The following is a 20,283-nucleotide window of genomic DNA, read 5'->3' as shown; positions in this document are numbered from 1 at the left end:
ATCCGTATAACACGACGCCTTTGAAAATAAAACGTTTTTATGACGAAGTTGTGACAACCGGAAACAGGCAGAAAAAAACCGGGCAGCCCTTTCGGGAGCCCGGTTTTTGCGGCGTCACTTCGCTCTGTGAGAGCCGTGTGGCGAGCGACCTTACAGGTGGCTTGCCAGCATGGTTTCCAGCTTGCCCTGGTCGATGGCGAACAGGCGGATGCCTTCCCCCAATTTCTCGACGGCCATGGCGTCCTGGTTCAGCTCCCAGCGGAACTCGGCTTCGGTCATCGGGGCCGGTTTGGCTGTGCGCTCGCCGGTGTAGTCCAGCTTGCGCACCACGGTTCCTTCGGCCTTGCTCAGCTCTTCCAGCAAAGCGGGGCCAATGGTCAGGCGGTCGCAGCCGGCCAGTTCCAGGATTTCGCCGGTGTTGCGGAAGCTCGCGCCCATGACCACGGTCGGGTAGTCGTGCTGCTTGTAGTAGTTGTAGATGGCGGTGACGGAGACCACGCCCGGATCTTCACTGGCGGTGTAGTCACGGCCGTTCTTGGCCTTGTACCAGTCGAGGATGCGGCCCACGAAGGGGGAGATGAGGAAGGCGCCGGCTTCGGCACAGGCACGAGCCTGGGCGAAGGAGAACAGCAGGGTCAGGTTGCACTGGATACCCTCTTTCTCCAGCACCTCGGCGGCACGGATCCCTTCCCAGGTGGAGGCCAGCTTGATGAGGATGCGATCATTGCTGATACCGGCTTCGTTGTAGAGGCGGATCAGCTTGCGGGCCTTGGCGATGCTGGCGTCGGTGTCGAAGGAGAGGCGGGCGTCCACTTCGGTGGAGATGCGACCCGGGACGATTTTCAGCACTTCGAGGCCGATGTTGACCGCCAGCTTGTCGCCTGCGTCGATGATTTGCTGTGCCTTGTCCTGGCTCTGGGATTTGGCCCAGGCAATGGCGTCCTGGATCAGGGTTGCGTACTCGGGGATCTCGGAGGCCTTGAGTACCAGAGAGGGGTTGGTGGTGGCATCGATGGGCTGGTAGCGCTTGATGGCTTCGATGTCGCCGGTATCGGCAACCACTGTGGTCAGGGCTTTCAGCTGGGTCAATTTATCGGCCATGGCAAATATCATCTCTTTATGAGGGAGCAATCCCAGGGTGGCGGGCATGAGACGGCAGTTCTGAAATTAAATTACAAGATCCCGGCGGCTCAGGCTCAGAAAGGGGCGATGGGCAGGCCCCATCGTCATTGCCTGCCTAATTAATACGGATGTGGCGCATCCTGCAATAGGGGGGCTTGTATGCGAATCAGCCAGGTGGTGAAAGCGGTACCGGCTGTCTGGTGAAAGTGTTTGATAAAAAACGAGTTTTATTCATGGTGTGGCGGCTGGCTCCGACATGGAAAAGCGCAATTATTTTGGTGAATTCATGAATTTGTGCGGTAGGTCACATAAATAGTTCTGTCAGCTACTTGAAATTTAATTACGTGTAAAACGTTTTGCGTTACAACCCCTTGCCGATGAGGCATGAGAAGCAAACGCTTGTCTCCCTGATGTCGTTTCACTCAGCGGTTTTTACCCCCATGGGATGAGTTGTAAAATGGTTCTCTATTGGCTCTAATTTGTAAGGGCGCTGGGTAGCGCATCAATTTTTGTTGATTTATTGCGTGCTAAATGAAGCTTTTTTGCATCAAATTGCTCGTTTTTTGTCTCCCCAGTGAGCCCTGTCACTATTCTGAATTCCCTCCCTATGCTAGATTCCGCCCCTTCGGCGCAATGCTGGTTCGGAAATTGACAGAGAGCGGTCAGCGCAGACTGGCCATGGATGTGATAACAACGAGAGAATTATGGACACCTTGATTGCAATGATTAACGACCTGATGTGGGGAGCCGTGCTCATTTACCTGCTGATCGGGGTCGGTATCTTCTTTACCTTCCGCCTGGGCTTTATCCAGATCCGCCACTTCGGCCACATGTTCTCGGTCCTGCGCAACAGTCGCAAATCCGACAGCGCCGGCATCTCCTCCTTCCAGGCTCTGTGTACCAGCCTGGCGGCTCGCGTCGGGACGGGCAATCTGGCCGGTGTGGCCGTCGCCATCTATCTAGGTGGCCCTGGCGCCGTCTTCTGGATGTGGCTGATTGCCTTCATCGGCATGGCCACCGCCTTCGTGGAAAGCACCCTGGCCCAGCTCTACAAGGTCAAGGACGAGGACGGCAACTACCGGGGCGGTCCCGCCTACTACATGGAGCGCGGCCTCGGCATGCGCTGGATGGGGGTGGTCTTCTCCCTCTGCCTGCTGCTGGCCTTCGGTCTGGTGTTCAACGCGGTGCAGGCCAACTCCATCAGCCTGGCCATGAACGTCGCCTTCGGCATCCCTGACTGGGTGAGCGGTCTGGCCCTGGTGGTGCTCTCCGGCCTCATCATCTTCGGCGGCATCCGCGGCATCGCCCGTTTCGCCGAGCTGGTGGTGCCCTTCATGGCGCTCGCCTACATCCTGATGGCGCTGTTCGTGGTGGCCATGAACATCAGCGAGCTGCCCGGCGTGCTGGCCCTGATCATCAAGTCTGCGTTCGGCATCGAGCAGGCGGGTTCCGGCGCCATGGGCTATGCCATCTCCCAGGCGATGATCAACGGCATCAAGCGCGGCCTCTTCTCCAACGAGGCGGGCATGGGCTCTGCCCCCAATGCTGCCGCCACCGCCACCCCCTATCCGCCGCACCCGGCCTCCCAGGGTTATGTGCAGATGCTGGGGGTCTTCCTCGATACCATCGTCATCTGTACCTGTACTGCCGCCATCATCCTGATGTCCGGCCAGTTCGAGCCGGGTTCCGGCGTGACCGGTGTCGAGCTGACCCAGCGTGCGCTCTCCTCCCAGGTGGGCGGCGGTGGCAACATCTTCATCGCAGCGGCCATCTTCTTCTTCGCCTTCACCTCCATCGTGGCGAACTACTCCTATGCGGAGACCAACCTGGTGTTCCTCGAGCACAACCACAAGGGCGGCCTGATGCTGTTCCGGATGTTCGTGCTGGGCATGGTGATGTTCGGCTCCGTGGGCGAGCTGCCGACCGTGTGGGCTCTGGCGGATGTCTCCATGGGGCTGATGGCCATCGTCAACCTGGTGGCCATCCTGCTGCTCTCCGGCGTCGCCATCAAGCTGGCCAAGGACTACAACGACCAGCTCAAGCTGGGCCGCGTGCCGACCTTCGATGCCAACAAATACCCGGAGCTGCGCAGCCAGCTGGAAGAGGGGATCTGGGACAACCCGGGCAAGAAATAAGCCCGCGTTGCAAGGTGATTGAAGGGGAGCCATGGCTCCCCTTTTTCATGGGTAAAAAGAGGGGTGGCTTCACACAGACTTCACAGAGCCTCATCGGCAGCACACCTTGCGGGACTATGCTGGGCTCATCAGTCGCCGCCATGGCGATACCTTGCTAACGACAGTCAGGAGACATGCAATGCAACAACGACAATCCATCCTGTGGGGGGCCGTGGCCACCCTGATGTGGGCCGGTCTGGCCCATGCAGGTGAGACTTCACCGGTCGATCCCCTGCGCCCCGTGGTGGATGCCAGCATCCAGCCGCTGCTCAAGGAGCACAGGATCCCGGGCATGGCGGTGGCCGTGCTCAAGGATGGCAAGGCCCACTATTTCAACTACGGTGTGGCCGATCGGGAGCGCGCGGTCGGTGTCAGCGAGCAGACCCTGTTCGAGATAGGCTCCGTGAGCAAGCCCCTGACCGCGACCCTGGGAGCCTATGCGGTGGTCAAGGGAGCGATGCAACTGGATGACAAGGCGAGCCGGCACGCCCCCTGGCTCAAGGGATCCGCCTTTGACAGCATCACCATGGGGGAGCTGGCTACCTACAGCGCGGGCGGCTTGCCGCTGCAATTCCCCGAGGAGGTGGATTCGCTCGAGAAGATGCAGGCCTACTACCGCCAGTGGACCCCAGCCTACTCGCCGGGTTCCCATCGCCAGTACTCTAACCCCAGCATAGGGCTGTTCGGCCACCTGGCGGCGAGCAGCCTGAAGCAGCCGTTTGCCCAGTTGATGGAGCAGACGCTCCTGCCGGGGCTTGGCCTGCACCACACCTATGTCAATGTGCCGAAGCAGGCCATGGCGAGTTATGCCTATGGCTATTCGAAAGAGGACAAGCCCATCAGGGTCAGCCCCGGCATGCTGGCGGACGAGGCCTACGGCATCAAGACCAGCTCGGCGGATCTGCTGCGCTTTGTGAAGGCCAACATCAGCGGGGTTGATGACAAGGCGTTGCAGCAGGCCATCTCCCTGACCCACAAAGGGCACTACTCGGTAGGCGGGATGACCCAGGGACTGGGTTGGGAGAGTTACGCCTATCCCGTCAGCGAGCAGACATTGCTGGCGGGCAATTCGGCCAAGGTGATCCTCGAAGCCAATCCGACGGCGGCGCCCCGGGAGTCGGGGAGCCAGATGCTCTTCAACAAGACCGGCTCGACCAGCGGCTTCGGCGCCTATGTGGCCTTCGTGCCGGCCAAAGGGATCGGCATCGTCATGCTGGCCAACCGCAACTATCCTATCCCGGCCAGGGTGAAAGCGGCCCACGCCATCCTGACGCAACTGGCCAGGTAATGGTGCGCCGTCGCTGAGCCTTGAGGGCACGTCGCATCACGGCGTGCCCGTTACCTCGGACCCGACCCCTCAAGGGCGACCTGGCAGGGGGCGGGTCGATGAGCATGCCAATCCGGGCCTCTCCTGCGGGAGATGTCCGGATTGGCATCCACCGAGTGCCATCTCGTCACTAGGCCCCGGCAGGCCACCCGCTCTATAGTGCCCGGCATCTTCCTCTGCTTTTGCAGGATTGAGTTGTCAATCTCGCTGACAGCGCACCTGTGATGGTGAAACCTGCTGCTATGGAGCCTTCATGGGTATGTTTCTGCTGTGTACTTTTCTGATGATCATCCTCTATCCCCTCGGGATCGATCTCTATCTGGTGGCCGTCCCCCGCATTGCGCAAACCCTGCAGGGGAGCGAGGCGCAGATCCACACCGCTTTTTCCATCTATCTGCTGGGCATGGCGGCTACCGTGCTGCCGGGGGGCATGCTGGCGGATCGCCATGGCAGGCGCCCCGTGGTGCTGGGGGGCGCCCTCATCTTCGTGGTCGCCTCCCTGGTGGCGGCGGAGGCAACCGGCATCGCCCAGTTTTATCTGGGGCGTTTCTGGCAAGGGGTGGGCGCTGGAGCGCTCTACATCATGACCTTCACCGTGCTGCGGGATGTGCTGAGCCAGGCGCGCCTCGCGATGGCTCTCTCCCTCATCAACGGCGTGATCTGCGTCATTCCGGTGCTGGCTCCCGTACTCGGTTATCTCATCCTGTCGCACTTCGAGTGGCGCGGCATCTTCGTGGGCATGGCGCTGGTGGCCGCCATCAGCGCCCTGGTCAACCTGCGACTGCTCAAGGAGACCCGCCCCACCCGCCAGCCTGCGGGGGCATCGCCGCTGGTCCTGCTGGGCATGGCCCCCTTCATGCTGCGCGCCTTGCTGACCAGCGCCAGCGTGACCGCCATCCTGGTCTATGTGAGCGTCTCGCCCCTCGTCCTGATGACCACGTTCGGCCTGCCTCCCGAGCAGTACACCCGGCTGATGATGGCGATGGCCGGGGTGAGCATGTCCGCTTCCTTCCTGACCCCCTTGCTGCTGCGCTGGTTCGGCAAGGCAAGGGTGCTGGCGCTCTCCCATCTCGCCTACCTGCTGGCCTTGCTCGCCCTGCTGTGCAGCAGCGGGCCCGAAGGTGGCCTGTCCTGGCTGCTGGCGGGGGGGGCCCTGGTCTGCATCGGGTTTTCCTGCGGGTTCGGGGTGGCGATGGGGGAGGCGCTGGATGTGTGCGGGGATCAGGTCGCATCGGCCAGTGCCCTGCTCTGCATCATACAGATAGGGTTGTCCGGGCTCTTCATCTGGGGGATGGGCCATCTGGGGATGCCTGCGCTCTGGATGCTGATCCTGGCACTCCTGCTGGCGCTGCTCGGTTACCTGGTGGTCAAGGTGCTGCTACCATGGCGTGCGGTACGGCGAGTCCGGGCTCGGGGATAGGAGAGAAGCGATGCGCAATCTGGGTGAACTCGATTTGAACCTGCTGGTGGTCTTCAGGCACCTGATGCAGGAGCGCAGCGTGGCGGGGGCGGCCAAGAAGCTGTGTGTCACTCCGTCGGCGGTGAGCAAGGCGCTCGGCAAGCTGCGGGACTGGTTCGGGGACCCCCTCTTCGTGCGCGTGCGCCAGGGCTTGCAGCCGACCAATCTCTCCCTGACCCTGGCAGAGGAGCTCAAGACCTGGTTCCAGCTCACCGAGAGCATCAGCACCCTCAACAGCGAGGCGATCCCCGAGGGGGCCCGCTTCAGTCTGGTGATGGAGTCCCCCTTTGGCATCAGCTTCCTGAGCGAGCTGCCCACGACCATCTACCAGAAGTACCCCCACTCCGTGGTCAGGATGCTGGGCTGGGATCACCACTCTCTCAACGACATCGTCAACGGGGAGGCGGATCTCGGCTTCTGTGCCCGGGAGACCCACGGCCGCTCCCATGCCAGGGTCAACCGGCTGCCCTATTACATCGATCATGAGGTGCTGTTCTGCGATCGTCCCGTGGTGTTCCTGCGCAAGGATCACCCCTTGCTCGGGCAGACGTGGTCGCTGACCCGCTTTCTGGCCTGCCCCCAGGTGAGCGTGGTGTGGGAGGCCAGCGACAGCTGGGCACTGGATGATCTGCTGGAGGACGAAGGCCACAGGCGGCAGGTGCCCATCATGGTGGCGAGCTTCGAGCAGGCGCTGCATATCGCCGCCCAAAAGAGCCACGAGCTGATCGCCGTGGTGCCTTCATATTGCGCGGACTATGCCGCCAGACATCACCCCGACCTCATCCCCATGCCGTTGCCGCTGGAAGAGTCTCTCTATGCCCAGCTGGAGATCGCCTTCATCCTGCTGTGGCACAAGCGCCACAATCAGGATGCCAAGGTGATGTGGTTGCGGGGGGAGATCCGGCGGCTCTATGGCCTGGCCGCGGCGGGGATGACGCGTTTTGCCTGGGGCGGGCCCATGGAGAGCGGGGCGGTGAAAGAGAAGCAAGGGGGAGGAGGCACCCCGGTTTAGTCGTACTGCTCTTCCATCCAGGCTTCGACGATGAGCTGGGCGGAGACGCCGTCCACGCTCCCCTTGTCCAGCGCCTTGTAGCCGCCACGTTCAAACAGGCGGGCGCGGGCATCCGTGGTGGTGAGCCGCTCGTCCTTGAACTCCACCGGCTTGCCGAAGCGACCGTGCAGGCGATTGCCGAACTTGCGAGCCCGCACCGTGATCTCCTGGTCCGTGCCATCCATGTTGAGGGGCAGACCGACGATCAGCAGATCCGGTTGCCACTCCTTGATCAGCTTCTCTATCTCGTCCCAGTTGGGGATGCCGTCGTTGGCCTTGAGGGAGCGAAGGGGGCGGGCGCTGCCCGTGAGCTCCTGGCCGATGGCGACACCGATGCTCTTGGTGCCGTAGTCAAAGCCCATGATGCTGCGTGATGACATGGGGTCTCCTCGAAATGGATGGATAAATGAAGGGGGAAGCCCCCTCCCTGTCTCCCCCTGCTCGTGGGGGGAGAGCGTGCCGTCTCCCCCGGAGGGGAGGTCCGGGGTGTCAGCTATGGCCCACCTGGCTGGAGAGGTGCAGAGGGTTGACCCCAATGCTCGCGGCGGCTTGCTGCCAGCGCAGGTGGATGGGGGTATCGAAGACCAGCTTGGGATTGGGGGGGATCACCAGCCAGGCGCCATCCACCAGCTCCTGCTCGAGCTGGCCTGCACTCCAGCCGGCGTAACCGAGCGCCACCAGCCAGTGGTCCGGCGCCTCGTCGGTGCCCAGGGTCTCCAGGATGTCCTTGGAGGTGGTGACCATCATCTCGTCGCTCACCTGCAGGGTGGAGTTGAAGCCCGGGCGGAAGCTGTGCAGCACAAAGCCGCGATCCCCGTGCACCGGTCCCCCCTGCAACACCGGCTGTTTCATCTCGGCGGTGGCGGGGGGATTGAGGTTGAGCTTGGTCAGCATGGCGTCCAGGGACATGTCAACCGGAATGTTGACCACCAGTCCCATGGCGCCTTCGCTGCTGTGTTCGCACAGATAGACCAGGGAGCGCTGGAAATAGGCGTCCGTGAGGCTCGGCATGGCGAGCAGAAAGTGATTTTGCAGTGTTTGCATGGAGCGTATGTATCTCTTAGCGTGCAAAGGTATTTGGGGTGATTATGGCAGTTGATGGCGGCGGGCAAAACCGCTTTTTGCCGGCAGTCAAAGGGGCCTTCACGGTCCCTTGTGTGTGTTTCCTCGCTGCGGCAACGGGTCGCTGGGGAAGGGGTCAGCGGCCCAGCCGGCGCTCGATGGCGTCCATCAGCATGCCGGTAATGGAGACGTCGAAGGTCGCCTCTATCTCGCGGATGCAGGTCGGGCTGGTGACGTTAATCTCGGTCAGGCGATCGCCGATGATGTCGAGGCCGACGAAGATGAGCCCCTTCTCTTTCAGGGTCGGGCCTACCGCGCGGGCGATGGCCCAGTCCGCGTCACTCAAGGGGCGGGCCTCACCACGGCCGCCGGCCGCCAGGTTGCCACGGGTCTCCCCTTGGGCCGGGATCCGGGCCAGGCAGTAGGGAACCGGTTCACCGTCCACCACCAGCACCCGCTTGTCGCCATCCTTGATGGCGGGCAGATAGGTCTGCGCCATGCAGTACTGGCTGCCGTGGGCGGTCAGGGTTTCGATGATGACGCCGACGTTGGCGTCATCCTCCTTCATGCGGAAGATGGAGGCGCCGCCCATGCCGTCCAGCGGCTTGAGGATGACGTCCTTGTGCTTGGCGTGGAAAGCCCGCAGCTTGTCTGCTCTGCGAGTGACGAGCGTGGTCGGGGTGTGCTCGGCAAACCAGGCGGTGTAGAGCTTCTCGTTGGCGTCGCGCAGGCTCTGGGGCTTGTTGACGATGAGGCAGCCCTCATCCTCGGCCCGCTCCAGCATGTAGGTGGCGTAGATGAACTCGGTGTCGAAGGGGGGATCCTTGCGCATCAGGATCACGTCCAGGCTGGAGAGCGGCTGATCCACCACCTCGCCCAGCGTGTACCAGTCGGCATAGTCATATTTGACGGTGAGCGGACGCATGGTACCGAAGGCGCGACCGGCCTCCATGTAGAGATCCTTCATCTCCAGATAGAACAGCTCGTAGCCGCGCTTTTGCGCCTCTTCGAGCATGGCGAAGCTGGAGTCCTTCTTGATGTTGATGGCCGAGATGGGGTCCATCACGATGCCGAGTTTAATGGTCATCCGAGTTTCCTTCCTAATGGCTCGATTGGATGTGATGACCCCTCCCTGCCTCCCCCTTCACAAGGGGGAGGGGCCTGTTGCTCCCTCCCCTGCGAAGGGGAGGGCCGGGGTGGGGTCGGCTGTCAGGCCAGATCGCCAAAGCGGCACTGAAGCGCAGTAATCGCCGTCAGGGCGGCGGTTTCGGTGCGCAGCACCCGCGGCCCCAGCAGCATCTCTTTGAAATCTTCCTGCACGGTACGGGCGATCTCGTCGCCGGACAAGCCCCCTTCCGGGCCGATCAGCAGGCGCACGCCGTGCTCGGGGATGGGCAGGGTGTTGATACTGTAAGGGGCGCGCGGGTGCAGGTTGAGCTTGAGCTCCTGAGTCTCTTCCGCCAGCCAGGCGTCCAGCTCCATCGGCATGCGCACCTCGGGCACGGTATTGCGGCCGCACTGCTCGCAGGCACTGATCACCACCTTCTGCCACTGCTCGCGCTTTTTCTCCAGCCGATCGGCGGGCAGCTTGACGCCGCAGCGCTCGGAGAAGAGGGGCGTGATGCAGGTGACGCCGAGCTCCACCGATTTCTGGATGGTGAAGTCCATCTTGTCGCCGCGGCTGATCACCTGACCCAGGTGGATGGCGAGCGGGGACTCCACCGAGCGGGTCTCGCAACTGTCGATGGTCACCTCAACGGACTTCTTGCCCACACTGGTGATGGTGGCGGGGTACTGGTGGCCGTCGCCGTTGAACAGCTCGAGCTGCTGGCCCGGCTGCATGCGCAGCACGCGGCCGATGTGATTGGCACCGTCTTCCGACAGGGCGAGGGTCTGGCCAACCTGCAGGCTGGCCGGTTCATAGATACGTGGAATGCGCATGGCTGATAGTCAGTCTCTTGCTTGGAAACCCTTCAATACCCTACTGCACGGCGGCGAGCAAGGCTCGCGAGACAGAGAGTGAAGGGATTCAGGAGGAGGGGGACGCTCCCCCTCCCTGGTCAAATGGGGTTATTGGCACTGCTTTTCAATGAAGGGATTGGTATTGCCCTGCAGCTTGCCGATACGGCGGTTGCGCTCGCACTCCCAGCGATCAGCCGGATACTGCCTGTCCCAGGCTTCGTAAAGCTTGCGCTGCTGGGCCGCCAGACGCAGTCCGTACTGCTGGCTCATGTAGAGGTAGGCGCGGGCGATCTGGCCACGCACCGGCCCCTTGGGCGGCTGCACCTGGCGCTCCTTGAAGTCCACCAGCATCTGGCACTTGCCGTACTGGTTCGGTTTGCCGTTCCAGTCGCTGAAGCGGAAGTTCGCCCGATCACCGTTCACCTCGCCGATGGCGGGGAAGAGGTTGTGCATGTCTCCCTCCATCCTGTTGAACTCGTCGCTCTTGCCGCAATTCTTGCGACCCCCGTCCTGCCAGCACTGGAGCTGGTGGCCGAACTCCCAGGCGGGCACCACGTGCTCCCATTCGATGCGGGAGGCCCGCTCGGCTTGCTTGCGCGGCAGGTAGCCGCAGCTCTCCCAGTCGGGGGCCATCTTTTTGCCGCTGAACTTGATGTTGCAGCCGCAGTAGAAGGTGACGGGGTGGCTCTGGTAGAGCTTGTTCAGATCCTGCTTGGCGGCGCGAAAGGTCTGGATGTTGTCGGCATGGGCCGGGGCGCTGACCAGCAGGGCCAGGCAGAGGGAGAGCAGAGGGCGAAACATGAATATCCTTGGCAATGAGACAGTTGAATGAAGTAAGCGCGCACCCTATCACAGGAGCGCGACACGGGGTGACTCAATCCGCCGTCGTGTCGCGCTGCCACACCAGGGGCTGGCGACAGCGGCGGCAGTGATAGCGGGCCTCGCCGCGTATCACCTTGTTGTGGCGGCGCACCGAGAGGGGATGCTGCTGGCAGGCGCAGGCATAAACGAAGGTGCGCTGGGCCAGCACCCCCAGATCGAAGCTGTGGGTGGTGCTGGGTTCGAGACCGAACAGCTCCCGCATCACCGACTGCCACTGGCGACCGTGGGGCAGTACCCGGCTCTTGCCGCGCCCCTCTCCCCAGAGCGCATAGACCAGCAGGTGCGCCACCTCGTGGGGCACTACTTCCCTGAGAAATGCCTGCTGATTGGCCTGATAGAGCGCCGGATTGAAACGCAGCTCCCAGGTTTGCAGCCGCGCAGACCCTGCCGCCCGGCCCCGCATGTTGCAATGGACTTGCGGGCGGGGAAAGGTGCGGCCAAGGCGCGTTTCAGCCTGCACAAAGCAGGCCTCGACGCGCGCGAGCAGCATCTCGATGAGGGCGGGGTCAAGCCGGGTAGCAGTGGCAGGCATGGGATCCTCGGGACGGACACAAAAGCAAAAGGGGAGCCAGGCTCCCCTTTTATCACAACCTCGAGCCTTACAGGCCGGCGGCAGCGCGAAGCAGCTCGGCCTTGTCGGTCTTCTCCCAGGGGAACTCGTCGCGGCCGAAGTGGCCGTAAGCGGCGGTTGCCTGGTAGATCGGGCGCTTCAGATCCAGCATCTCGATGAGACCATAGGGGCGCAGCTCGAAGAACTCGCGCACCAGCTTGACCAGCAGGGCTTCGGCCACCTTGCCGGTGCCGAAGGTTTCGACGCTGATGGAGGTGGGCTCGGCCACGCCGATGGCGTAGGAGACCTGCACTTCACAGCGATCCGCGAGACCTGCGGCCACGATGTTCTTGGCCACGTAGCGGGCGGCGTAGGCGGCGGAGCGGTCCACCTTGGACGGATCCTTGCCGGAGAAGGCGCCACCACCGTGACGGGCCATGCCGCCGTAGGTGTCAACGATGATCTTGCGACCGGTCAGACCGCAGTCACCCATGGGGCCGCCGATGACGAAACGGCCGGTCGGGTTGATGAAGTACTTGGTGTCCTTGTTGATCCACTCGGCCGGCAGCACCGGCTTGATGATCTCTTCGCGCACCGCTTCCACCAGATCGCTGTGGCTGATGGAGTCGCAATGCTGGGTGGAGAGCACCACGGCATCGACACCCAGGATCTTGCCTGCGTCGTCGTAGGCGAAGGTCAGCTGGCTCTTGGCGTCCGGACGCAGCCACGGCAGGGTGCCGTTCTTGCGCACTTCTGCCTGACGCTTCACCAGCAGGTGGGAGTAGGTGATGGGCGCGGGCATCAGCACGTCGGTTTCGTTGGTGGCGTAGCCGAACATCAGGCCCTGGTCACCGGCACCTTGCTCCAGCGGGTCGGTACGGTCGACGCCCTGGTTGATGTCCGGAGACTGTTTGCCGATGGCGTTCAGCACGGCGCAGGAGTCGGCGTCGAAGCCCATGTCGGAGTGGGTGTAACCAATCTCGCGCACGGTGTCGCGCACGATCTGTTCGATGTCGACCCAGGCAGAGGTGGTCACTTCGCCGGCTACCATCACCATGCCGGTCTTGACCAGGGTTTCGCAGGCGACGCGCGCCTTGGTGTCCTGCTGCAGGATGGCGTCCAGCACCGCATCGGAGATCTGGTCGGCGATTTTATCGGGATGGCCTTCGGAGACCGACTCGGAAGTAAACAGCTTTGCCATGTTTGGTTCTCGATTCGTAAGGGTTATCGCCTTGGCCATAACCGGATAATGACAGGATGACTGTAGAGGTATCTACATCTGGACGTCTATTTTAAATAGGTCATCCGGTGATTGCCAGCACTATTTGGGGGTGGAGCCGCCCGGGGCGGGACGGGGAAGGGATCCACCTCCATGGAGGTAAGGCAGGGGGCGGATTGAATCGTTTTCCCCGCCCAGAAAAGCGATTGTGCTCCCAAAGCCACTTTATTCGCCCAGATAATATTTGCACGCCGCGCCCCCTGCTGGGACAATAACGCGCCTTAATCTTGGCCATCAAATGAAGCAATCGCAGGAGATACAGATGCCTTCTCGTAAAGAGCTTGCCAATGCCATTCGTGCATTGAGTATGGATGCCGTTCAAAAAGCCAACTCCGGTCACCCGGGCGCCCCCATGGGAATGGCGGATATCGCTGAAGTGCTGTGGCGCAGCCACCTCAAACACAACCCGAACAACCCCAAGTGGGCCGACCGCGACCGTTTCATCCTCTCCAACGGCCATGGCTCCATGCTGCTGTACTCCCTGCTGCACCTCTCCGGTTATGACCTCTCCATCGACGATCTGAAAAACTTCCGCCAACTGCACTCTCGCACCCCGGGTCACCCGGAGTACGGTTATGCACCGGGCGTTGAAACCACCACCGGTCCGCTGGGTCAGGGCATCACCAACGCCGTGGGCATGGCGATCGCCGAGAAGGCCATGGCCGAGCAGTTCAACCAGCCGGGTCACGACATCGTCGACCACTACACCTACGCCTTCATGGGTGACGGCTGCCTGATGGAAGGTATCTCCCACGAAGCCTGCTCCCTGGCCGGCACCCTGGGTCTGGGCAAGCTGATCGCGTTCTGGGATGACAACGGCATCTCCATCGACGGTCACGTAGAAGGCTGGTTCACCGACGACACTCCCAAGCGCTTCGAAGCCTACGGCTGGCACGTCATCCCGGCCGTTGACGGTCACAACCCGGAAGCCATCAACGCTGCCATCGAAGCCGCCAAGGCCGAGACCGGTAAGCCGACCCTGATCTGCTGCCGCACCATCATCGGCTACGGTTCCCCGAACAAGTCCGGCTCCCACGACTGCCACGGCGCACCGCTGGGCAACGACGAGATCGCCGCCGCCCGTGCCTTCCTGAAGTGGGACCACGCGCCGTTCGTCATCCCGTCCGACATCGCCGCCGAGTGGAACGGTCAGGAGAAGGGCGCCAAGCTCGAATCCGACTGGGCTGCCAAGTTCGCCGCCTATGAAGCCGCTCACCCGGCCCTGGCTGCCGAATTCAAGCGCCGTACCACTGGCGAGCTGCCGGCCAACTGGGCTGCTGAATCCGCCAAGATCATTGAAACCCTGCAGGCCAACCCGGCCAAGATCGCGACCCGTAAAGCGTCCCAGAACTCTCTGGAAGCCTTCGGCAAGCTGCTGCCGGAATTCATGGGCGGCTCCGCGGATCTCGCGCCGTCCAACCTGACCATGTGGTCCGGCTCCAAGTCCCTGACTCCCGAGAGCGCCGCAGGCAACTACATCCACTACGGCGTGCGCGAGTTCGGCATGTCCGCCATCATGAACGGCATCGCCCTGCACGGTGGTTTCATCCCCTACGGCGCCACCTTCCTGATGTTCATGGAGTACGCCCGCAACGCCCTGCGCATGGCCGCCCTGATGAAGCAGCGCGCCATCTTCGTCTACACCCACGACTCCATCGGTCTGGGTGAAGATGGTCCGACTCACCAGCCGGTCGAGCAGATCGCCTCCCTGCGTCTGACCCCGAACATGAGCACCTGGCGCCCGTGTGACCAGGTAGAGTCCGCCATCGCCTGGAAACACGCCATCGAGCGTACCGACGGCCCGACCTCCCTGATCTTCTCCCGTCAGAACCTGGCCCAGATGGACCGCACCGCCCAGCAACTGGCCGATGCCGCCAAGGGTGGTTACGTGCTGAAGGATTGCGCCGGTACCCCGGAGCTGATCCTGATCGCCACCGGTTCCGAAGTGGAGCTGGCCGTGGCTGCCTATGAGCAGCTGACTGCCAAGGGCCGTGCCGTGCGCGTGGTCTCCATCCCGTCTACCGACGTGTTCGATGCCCAGTCCGCCGAGTACAAGGAGTCCGTCCTGCCTGCCGCCGTCACCAAGCGTGTGGCCATCGAAGCGGGCATCGCCGACTACTGGTACAAGTACGTGGGCTTTGGCGGCAAGATCATCGGCATGCGCACCTTCGGTGAGTCCGCCCCGGCCGATCTGTTGTTCAAGGAATTCGGCTTTACCGTGGAAAACGTGGTTGCGACCGCAGAGTCCCTGTAATAGCTGATAATTGGGCCGCTTAGGCTCAATAGCCAGAACGATAAAACGCCCTCCATCGCAAGATGGGGGGCGTTTTTTATTGGAATGAAAATCGCATAAAAGATATGCCGTTTTATCCGAGGTTAGAATGATTGACGGGCATTAGTTTACAACGTGGTGTAAAAATAACGTGGAAAGCAATCTTCTCTTATTCATCTGTATTCGATAGTATTATTTTCTCATTGTTGATATAGATAGAAGGTAAGATAATGTCGAGCGAAGCTTCGAATGAAAGGAGTCTTATTCCACTATTTGTAACTAGTATGGTTGTTGTCGCGCCACTTCTGTTTATTCTTGGGCTTGTTGTAGGGAATCATCTACAAGGTAATTCATCACTAACAGCTGATTCAATTTCCTCTTGGATCTCAGCAATTGCTACCGTGGCTATTGCGATACTGACTTTTATTTTAGCTAAAGAAACTTGGTATCTGAGAGAGGCCCAAATAAAACAATTGGAGGATGTTAGGCGAGAAAACATCAGGCCTAATGTTGGGGTTCAATTAGAGGGCAGCCATGTTGGAATGAACTTTGTAAATGTTAAGATTCATAATCTTGGGAAAGGTATAGCTAGAAATATATCCTTTCGGTTTTATGACAGAATTGGGAATGAGATAAAGGAAGAGCGAGACCCTATCGTTGATAAATTTAAGAGGGTCGCACTTTTTAACCAAGGCTTGCAATCCATGGGAATAGGACAAGAAATTTCTAGCTATTTATTTAGCTTTATTGATCTTGGTGGTGAAGTTGAAGGCGCTGTATTTAAACAGTATTTACATATGGCTATCTATTTCGAAGATGTAGAGGGTACTCCTTATAGTAATGCTTTTGTAATTGACTTCGCCCAGTTTGAAGGGATTAGTGAGCTTGGTGGAGATGATCTTCATAACATCGCTAATGAAATAAAGAAAATCCGAGAACAGATTGGACGAGGCATTAAATTAAGCCGCGATAGAATAGGCGTTGATGTTTTTAGTTCAAAAGATCGTCAAGCTGAGATTGAAGCTAGACATGCACGGGCGGTAGAATTGAATAACCGTCAGAATATCTAAAATGGTTCATTATCCAGTAAGAAAAACACCGGCAATAGGCCGGTGTTTTTTATTTTAAATATAGTAATTTACACCTGCGGCGGGGTGCTTTCCGCATTGGACATCACCGCATCCATCTGCACCAAGGCGCCGGCGGGCAGTTCGCTTACCCCGAATACGGTGCGGGCAGGCAGATAGCCCGGGAAATATTTGGCGTAGATGGCATCCACGTCCGCCAGATCCGCGATGTTCTTCACCTGGATATTGACCTTGACGATATCGTCCATCACATGGCCGATGCTCTCCACAATAGTCTTGATATGGCCGAGGCACTGGGCGGTCTGCTCCTTGACGCAACCGGTCAGCACCTTGCCGGTGGTCATGTCGAGCGGCAACTGGCCGGCGATATGGTTGTAGTGGGAGAAGGCGACGCTCTGGGTATGCAGCGGGTTTCTCGGTGCCTTGTCGGTATTGCGGGCACGGATCACCAGATTGTGTCTGTCTTCCACCAGCTGGGGCGGGGTGCCGTCACCGTGGGAGATGACCGCATCCATCTGCACCCGTGCCCCCATGGGCAGGGCGGCGGCACTAACCACAGAGCGGGCGGGCAGATAGGCGACGGCACGGGCGATGGCGGAGTCCGGGAAGAAGGTGGTGTAAACCTCGTTGACGGCGTCGAGATCCGCCAGATTGGTCAGATAGACAGTCACCTTGACGATGTCGTCGAAGGGCACGTCGATGCTCTCCAGCACGGTTTTGATATTGCGCAGGCACTGGGCCGCCTGCTCACGAATGCCACCGTCAACCAGGGCGCCGGAGGCGGGGTCGAGGGGCAGCTGGGCACCGATATTGTTGTAATGGGAGAAGGCGACGCTCTGGCTGGAGAGCGGATCCTGCGGGGCGCGGTCGCTGTTTCGGGAGATCTTGAGCAGCGGGCAGGGGGCCTGGGGGAAGGTGCCTTCCCCGTTGGAGAGCAGGGCGTCCATCTGCACCCTGGCGCCGAGCGGCAGACTGGCGACGGCGAGCACTGTGCGGGTCGGCAGCGAGTGGGGGAAGAATTCCCGATAGACGGCGTTGACGGCATCGAGGTCGGCGATGTCCGCGAGGAACAGGGTCACCTTCACCATGTCCTCCATGCCGTGGCCAACGCTCTGGACGATGGCCTGGATATTGGTGAGACACTGTCTGGCCTGCGCCTGGATATCCCCTGCGACCAGCGCGCCCGTTTTCGGATCGACCGGGAGCTGGGCGGCAATATTGTTGTAGTGGGAGAAGGCCACGCTCTGGGTATAGGGCCCCAGATCCTGAGGCGCATTGGGGGTATTTCTGGCTGACTTGATGATGGTACCACTCATGGCGATACTCCTTTTTCGTTTTTGATGTAGGGTCCGGGCCGCATTGTTCTTCCCTGGCCGAATACGGCACGCTGATGACTCGTGATGTTGCGGCAACAGTTGCCCGTTCCCGCCGCAGGGCGACGGAGAAAAGGAGAACGATCATCACAGTGTCGAGCCCTGTTTCGATGCAGACAGCGCGTGCAACAGACAAGGGAGAGAAGTTGGCCTGATGATTCAGACGGGAGAATTCTAGGGGGCGGTTATCCGGGGATGCAAACCGGGATCCTGTTTCTATGAAGTGGCTCAACAGAGTGAAATATATTCATTTTGCGATTCAATTCATGACGGGTATGGCAAATAAAGGTGATGATGATCCCGCTTTACCATGAAAGTGGAACCAGATAGCGCCATATTGTCGCGCATCAGGGTTACAGCCTGTGAATCCCCCGTTAATACTTTTGGCGAAATTGCAGCTTATTCTCCCGGTTTTGCATAGCTATCTATTTATCGCTCTCTCGATGCACTGTTCAGCGCCGCCAAAATATGCTGCGGCGAGCACACTGAAATAACATTCATCCTCTTTGCATGGCCACAGTTCATGACATAAATACGGGAGAAAGAGAGGGCGCTTTTTAGCCCCTGCGGCGGAGGCTGACATGGGCGGGTCGCCACACCGCCTATGCCATATCTTTTCAGCGGCGCGAACGCAGCCCGCCAGCAGGGCTCATAAGCAAGGGGAGGGGGCCTTCCCCTTGCCTGCCCCGACTTGCCGCCCCCCGATGCATATCACTCCTGTCATGACCCTCCCTGTGAGGGGGCCCCGGAGTCCGCCCTGCTTTGCCGCCCTGGCGTATCCCGCACTCCTTGCGATGCAGCCGGCTCATCTTCCCCGCACCACCCTTATTTGTGTTTTTTGTCATCAACTGACGTTATTGCGACCTGGGTCGGGGTTTGGGTGGATTATTAACTGTATGATTAATAATGAAATCAGGGACCCTGCCGACGAGCAGCACGGATCGGCACTCATCTGCCCGGGAGTGGCACATGCGATCGCATCGCGATCCCCGTCATCTGACTTCGGAGGTTTTATGCTTGGATTCATTCTGGGTGACATGTACAGCCGCACCAGCGGGTTTCGGCCACCCCCCCGCCTAGGCAAGCACTTCCCCCTCGCCCCCGACTATCAACTGCGCGGTCGCACCGGTGCCGCCATCCTGACCATGGAGACCCTGCTCGATACCCCCTATCCCCAGAAGAAGTTCAGGGCCCTGATCTATGGCGCCTTTATCGAGCGCCAGCGTCGCCTCTTTGCCGAGCAGGTGGTCATTGGCCGGATGGAGGAGGGCCAGGACCTGGCGATCGCCATCGATCTCGCCTTTATCAGCACGGCGGTGCCCATCGGTCTGCTCGCCATCTCGGAGGAGATCGCGCTGCTGACCACCCCCCGTCCCACCCAGACCCATCCCCATCAGGCGGCCTTGAGCCAGGCGCTCGACTGCACCGCCATGCTGATGTTCTATGCCAAGGTCATTCGCCAGCGCAATGCGGTGCTTGAGCACATCGGCCACCAGTTCGGCTACAGGCCGCAGGCCGGGCTGGTGGCCAGGGTGGGCCACGGCGGGGAAGATGACTATGCCGCCTTCATGGTCAATGTGATGACCTGCATCGCCCATTCGGGCTCCTTCAAGGAGGCGCTGGAGAATGGCGTCAGGATGGGCATGCGCGACCCCGCCTTCTTCTGTATCGTCGGCGCCCTGGCCTCGACCCTGTGGGGAGTGCCCAAACCCTGGGCCCATGAGATCTCTCGATTCATCCAGCGCCAGCACCCCCACTATCTCCAGATCTTGCTGCGGGGCGAAGCCAGGGTGGGCCGCAGACAGATCAACCTGGAGCCTCCCAAACCGCCGCTCTGTGCACCGGTCAAGCGCCAGGTAAACCGCTTCCTGAAGTGGGCCTTCTAGGGCCATGGGAGTGCTCTCGAGGTGCGGGCCCATGGCGCTATCCCATCGGCCCGCCCCTCCTGAGGGTCATCACGGGGCTGTAATCTCACTGACCCCTGATCCCCCGGCTACCTTGCCCATGAGAGGATGGCCAGAAAAGCCAACGGCTGCACGGGGGACAAGGGTGGATAGAAGGTGATCCACCTCGCCTTTTGATGTGAACGTCTTTTGATGTTTGGCGCCATACGATACCATGCGCAGCGTGTGTTCCTGTTGGGGGAGGTGCCGCCCATCGCCCCGTGGCTGGCCGCTGGTCCTGTCATGATCACGGGATGCACAATCCGGGGCCGCCACGGCAACCCCTTATCGCCATAGCCAACAGGACGGAGTATCAGGATGGCCATTGCCATTGAACAGTCGGACAACACACTGAGGGTGAACAAGGATCGCTACGATCTGGGCCGCATCGTCGGCGTGCAGGTAAAAGCACTCGGCTGGATGGATCGGCTCAAGAAGACCTTGTTGCTGGGAGTGGTCACCTCCAGTGTGCTCTTTTACTTCACCCCTTCCTACGAGCAGGCGGGCAACTGGCTCATCGTGCTCTTCCTGCCCCTGGTGGGTTTTCTGTCTGGCGCCCTGATGGGGCTGCTCTCCAGCGCGAAATATGAGTTTTGCATCGAATTTTCCCACGCCGACGAGACGGGCGTGCAGTGGATCACCGCCGCCAGGAGTCGGCATGTCGCCGATTATGAGACCTTCAAGGCGCAGGCGGCCAGGTTGAAAGAGCGGCTCGGGTAGGGAGCACAGAGTGACGGGT

17 protein-coding genes are annotated in these 20,283 nt (G+C 60.6%); 8 read left to right on the top strand and 9 right to left on the bottom strand.

Annotation, left to right across the window (positions count from 1 at the left end):
- Positions 1-150: 150 nt before the first annotated feature.
- The gene (tal, locus tag AB5Y51_RS19255; RefSeq protein WP_148091121.1) at positions 151-1,101 is read right to left on the bottom strand and encodes a transaldolase; all 951 of its coding nucleotides are present in this window, start codon (positions 1,099-1,101) and stop codon (positions 151-153) included.
- Positions 1,102-1,826: 725 nt separating this feature from the next.
- On the opposite strand from tal, the gene AB5Y51_RS19250 reads away from it, so the two are divergent.
- The 4 genes from AB5Y51_RS19250 to yidZ all read left to right on the top strand — a co-directional run bounded on the left by AB5Y51_RS19250 (position 1,827) and on the right by yidZ (position 7,094).
- A complete protein-coding gene (locus tag AB5Y51_RS19250) occupies positions 1,827-3,257 on the top strand; it encodes a sodium:alanine symporter family protein (RefSeq protein WP_010673860.1) in 1,431 nt (476 codons plus the stop codon).
- A 178-nt stretch (positions 3,258-3,435) separates the two neighbouring features.
- The gene (gene blaMOX / locus AB5Y51_RS19245) at positions 3,436-4,584 is read left to right on the top strand and encodes a CMY-1/MOX family class C beta-lactamase (protein ID WP_274798732.1); all 1,149 of its coding nucleotides are present in this window, start codon (positions 3,436-3,438) and stop codon (positions 4,582-4,584) included.
- A 292-nt stretch (positions 4,585-4,876) separates the two neighbouring features.
- The gene (locus AB5Y51_RS19240) at positions 4,877-6,043 is read left to right on the top strand and encodes an MdtL family multidrug efflux MFS transporter (RefSeq protein ID WP_368178996.1); all 1,167 of its coding nucleotides are present in this window, start codon (positions 4,877-4,879) and stop codon (positions 6,041-6,043) included.
- A gap of 10 nt (positions 6,044-6,053) precedes the next feature.
- Positions 6,054-7,094 (top strand): HTH-type transcriptional regulator YidZ, encoded by a 1,041-nt coding sequence (yidZ, locus tag AB5Y51_RS19235; RefSeq protein WP_180898617.1) that lies wholly within the window; start codon positions 6,054-6,056, stop codon positions 7,092-7,094.
- Here the strand turns inward: yidZ and ruvX are convergent.
- From ruvX to metK, 7 genes are all read right to left on the bottom strand, one after another.
- Positions 7,091-7,513, bottom strand: a complete 423-nt coding sequence (gene ruvX / locus AB5Y51_RS19230) for a Holliday junction resolvase RuvX (protein ID WP_010673863.1) — start codon at positions 7,511-7,513, stop codon at positions 7,091-7,093. The two genes, yidZ and ruvX, sit on opposite strands and share 4 nt — an antisense overlap.
- A gap of 109 nt (positions 7,514-7,622) precedes the next feature.
- Positions 7,623-8,177: a YqgE/AlgH family protein gene (locus tag AB5Y51_RS19225; RefSeq protein ID WP_010673864.1), complete on the bottom strand. Its 555-nt coding sequence runs from the start codon at positions 8,175-8,177 to the stop codon at positions 7,623-7,625.
- A gap of 154 nt (positions 8,178-8,331) precedes the next feature.
- Positions 8,332-9,282, bottom strand: coding sequence for a glutathione synthase (gene gshB, locus AB5Y51_RS19220; RefSeq protein ID WP_368178994.1), 951 nt, complete (start codon positions 9,280-9,282; stop codon positions 8,332-8,334).
- Between the two features lie 122 nt (positions 9,283-9,404).
- Positions 9,405-10,136, bottom strand: a complete 732-nt coding sequence (rsmE, locus tag AB5Y51_RS19215) for a 16S rRNA (uracil(1498)-N(3))-methyltransferase (protein ID WP_041212593.1) — start codon at positions 10,134-10,136, stop codon at positions 9,405-9,407.
- A gap of 129 nt (positions 10,137-10,265) precedes the next feature.
- Positions 10,266-10,958, bottom strand: coding sequence for an endonuclease (locus AB5Y51_RS19210; RefSeq protein ID WP_039040144.1), 693 nt, complete (start codon positions 10,956-10,958; stop codon positions 10,266-10,268).
- A gap of 73 nt (positions 10,959-11,031) precedes the next feature.
- Positions 11,032-11,571, bottom strand: coding sequence for a SprT family zinc-dependent metalloprotease (locus AB5Y51_RS19205; RefSeq protein ID WP_368178992.1), 540 nt, complete (start codon positions 11,569-11,571; stop codon positions 11,032-11,034).
- A gap of 67 nt (positions 11,572-11,638) precedes the next feature.
- On the bottom strand, positions 11,639-12,790 hold the full coding sequence (metK, locus tag AB5Y51_RS19200) for a methionine adenosyltransferase (RefSeq protein WP_010673869.1): 1,152 nt from the start codon (positions 12,788-12,790) through the stop codon (positions 11,639-11,641).
- 340 nt (positions 12,791-13,130) lie between these two features.
- Between metK and tkt the strand changes: the two genes are divergently transcribed.
- Both tkt and AB5Y51_RS19190 read left to right on the top strand, forming a co-directional pair.
- On the top strand, positions 13,131-15,122 hold the full coding sequence (gene tkt, locus AB5Y51_RS19195; RefSeq protein WP_219596718.1) for a transketolase: 1,992 nt from the start codon (positions 13,131-13,133) through the stop codon (positions 15,120-15,122).
- A 248-nt stretch (positions 15,123-15,370) separates the two neighbouring features.
- Positions 15,371-16,210 carry a hypothetical protein gene (locus AB5Y51_RS19190; RefSeq protein ID WP_201996297.1) on the top strand — a complete coding sequence of 280 codons (840 nt, stop codon included), beginning with the start codon at positions 15,371-15,373 and terminating at the stop codon, positions 16,208-16,210.
- Between the two features lie 68 nt (positions 16,211-16,278).
- Here AB5Y51_RS19190 and AB5Y51_RS19185 read toward each other — a convergent pair whose 3' ends face one another.
- Complete coding sequence (locus AB5Y51_RS19185) at positions 16,279-17,544, bottom strand: RidA family protein (protein ID WP_319908826.1); 1,266 nt, start codon at positions 17,542-17,544, stop codon at positions 16,279-16,281.
- Between the two features lie 1,070 nt (positions 17,545-18,614).
- Here AB5Y51_RS19185 and AB5Y51_RS19180 point away from each other — a divergent pair.
- Both AB5Y51_RS19180 and AB5Y51_RS19175 read left to right on the top strand, forming a co-directional pair.
- The gene (locus AB5Y51_RS19180; RefSeq protein WP_042865151.1) at positions 18,615-19,487 is read left to right on the top strand and encodes an ADP-ribosylglycohydrolase family protein; all 873 of its coding nucleotides are present in this window, start codon (positions 18,615-18,617) and stop codon (positions 19,485-19,487) included.
- A 375-nt stretch (positions 19,488-19,862) separates the two neighbouring features.
- A complete protein-coding gene (locus AB5Y51_RS19175; protein ID WP_223929890.1) occupies positions 19,863-20,264 on the top strand; it encodes a hypothetical protein in 402 nt (133 codons plus the stop codon).
- Positions 20,265-20,283 lie beyond the last annotated feature (19 nt).

This window comes from Aeromonas sp. R7-1 (assembly GCF_040908115.1).
Taxonomy (GTDB): domain Bacteria; phylum Pseudomonadota; class Gammaproteobacteria; order Enterobacterales; family Aeromonadaceae; genus Aeromonas; species Aeromonas caviae.
The sequence above is the reverse complement of the archived record's forward strand: the minus strand, read 5'-3'. Positions and strand labels throughout refer to the sequence as shown.

Coding starts and splice junctions, on each gene's coding strand:
- tal (WP_148091121.1), bottom strand. CDS start 1,101: ATGGCCGATAAATTGACCCAGCTGAAAGCCCTGACCACAGTGGTTGCC.
- AB5Y51_RS19250 (WP_010673860.1), top strand. CDS start 1,827: ATGGACACCTTGATTGCAATGATTAACGACCTGATGTGGGGAGCCGTG.
- blaMOX (WP_274798732.1), top strand. CDS start 3,436: ATGCAACAACGACAATCCATCCTGTGGGGGGCCGTGGCCACCCTGATG.
- AB5Y51_RS19240 (WP_368178996.1), top strand. CDS start 4,877: ATGGGTATGTTTCTGCTGTGTACTTTTCTGATGATCATCCTCTATCCC.
- yidZ (WP_180898617.1), top strand. CDS start 6,054: ATGCGCAATCTGGGTGAACTCGATTTGAACCTGCTGGTGGTCTTCAGG.
- ruvX (WP_010673863.1), bottom strand. CDS start 7,513: ATGTCATCACGCAGCATCATGGGCTTTGACTACGGCACCAAGAGCATC.
- AB5Y51_RS19225 (WP_010673864.1), bottom strand. CDS start 8,177: ATGCAAACACTGCAAAATCACTTTCTGCTCGCCATGCCGAGCCTCACG.
- gshB (WP_368178994.1), bottom strand. CDS start 9,282: ATGACCATTAAACTCGGCATCGTGATGGACCCCATCTCGGCCATCAAC.
- rsmE (WP_041212593.1), bottom strand. CDS start 10,136: ATGCGCATTCCACGTATCTATGAACCGGCCAGCCTGCAGGTTGGCCAG.
- AB5Y51_RS19210 (WP_039040144.1), bottom strand. CDS start 10,958: ATGTTTCGCCCTCTGCTCTCCCTCTGCCTGGCCCTGCTGGTCAGCGCC.
- AB5Y51_RS19205 (WP_368178992.1), bottom strand. CDS start 11,571: ATGCCTGCCACTGCTACCCGGCTTGACCCCGCCCTCATCGAGATGCTG.
- metK (WP_010673869.1), bottom strand. CDS start 12,790: ATGGCAAAGCTGTTTACTTCCGAGTCGGTCTCCGAAGGCCATCCCGAT.
- tkt (WP_219596718.1), top strand. CDS start 13,131: ATGCCTTCTCGTAAAGAGCTTGCCAATGCCATTCGTGCATTGAGTATG.
- AB5Y51_RS19190 (WP_201996297.1), top strand. CDS start 15,371: ATGTCGAGCGAAGCTTCGAATGAAAGGAGTCTTATTCCACTATTTGTA.
- AB5Y51_RS19185 (WP_319908826.1), bottom strand. CDS start 17,544: ATGAGTGGTACCATCATCAAGTCAGCCAGAAATACCCCCAATGCGCCT.
- AB5Y51_RS19180 (WP_042865151.1), top strand. CDS start 18,615: ATGCTTGGATTCATTCTGGGTGACATGTACAGCCGCACCAGCGGGTTT.
- AB5Y51_RS19175 (WP_223929890.1), top strand. CDS start 19,863: ATGGCCATTGCCATTGAACAGTCGGACAACACACTGAGGGTGAACAAG.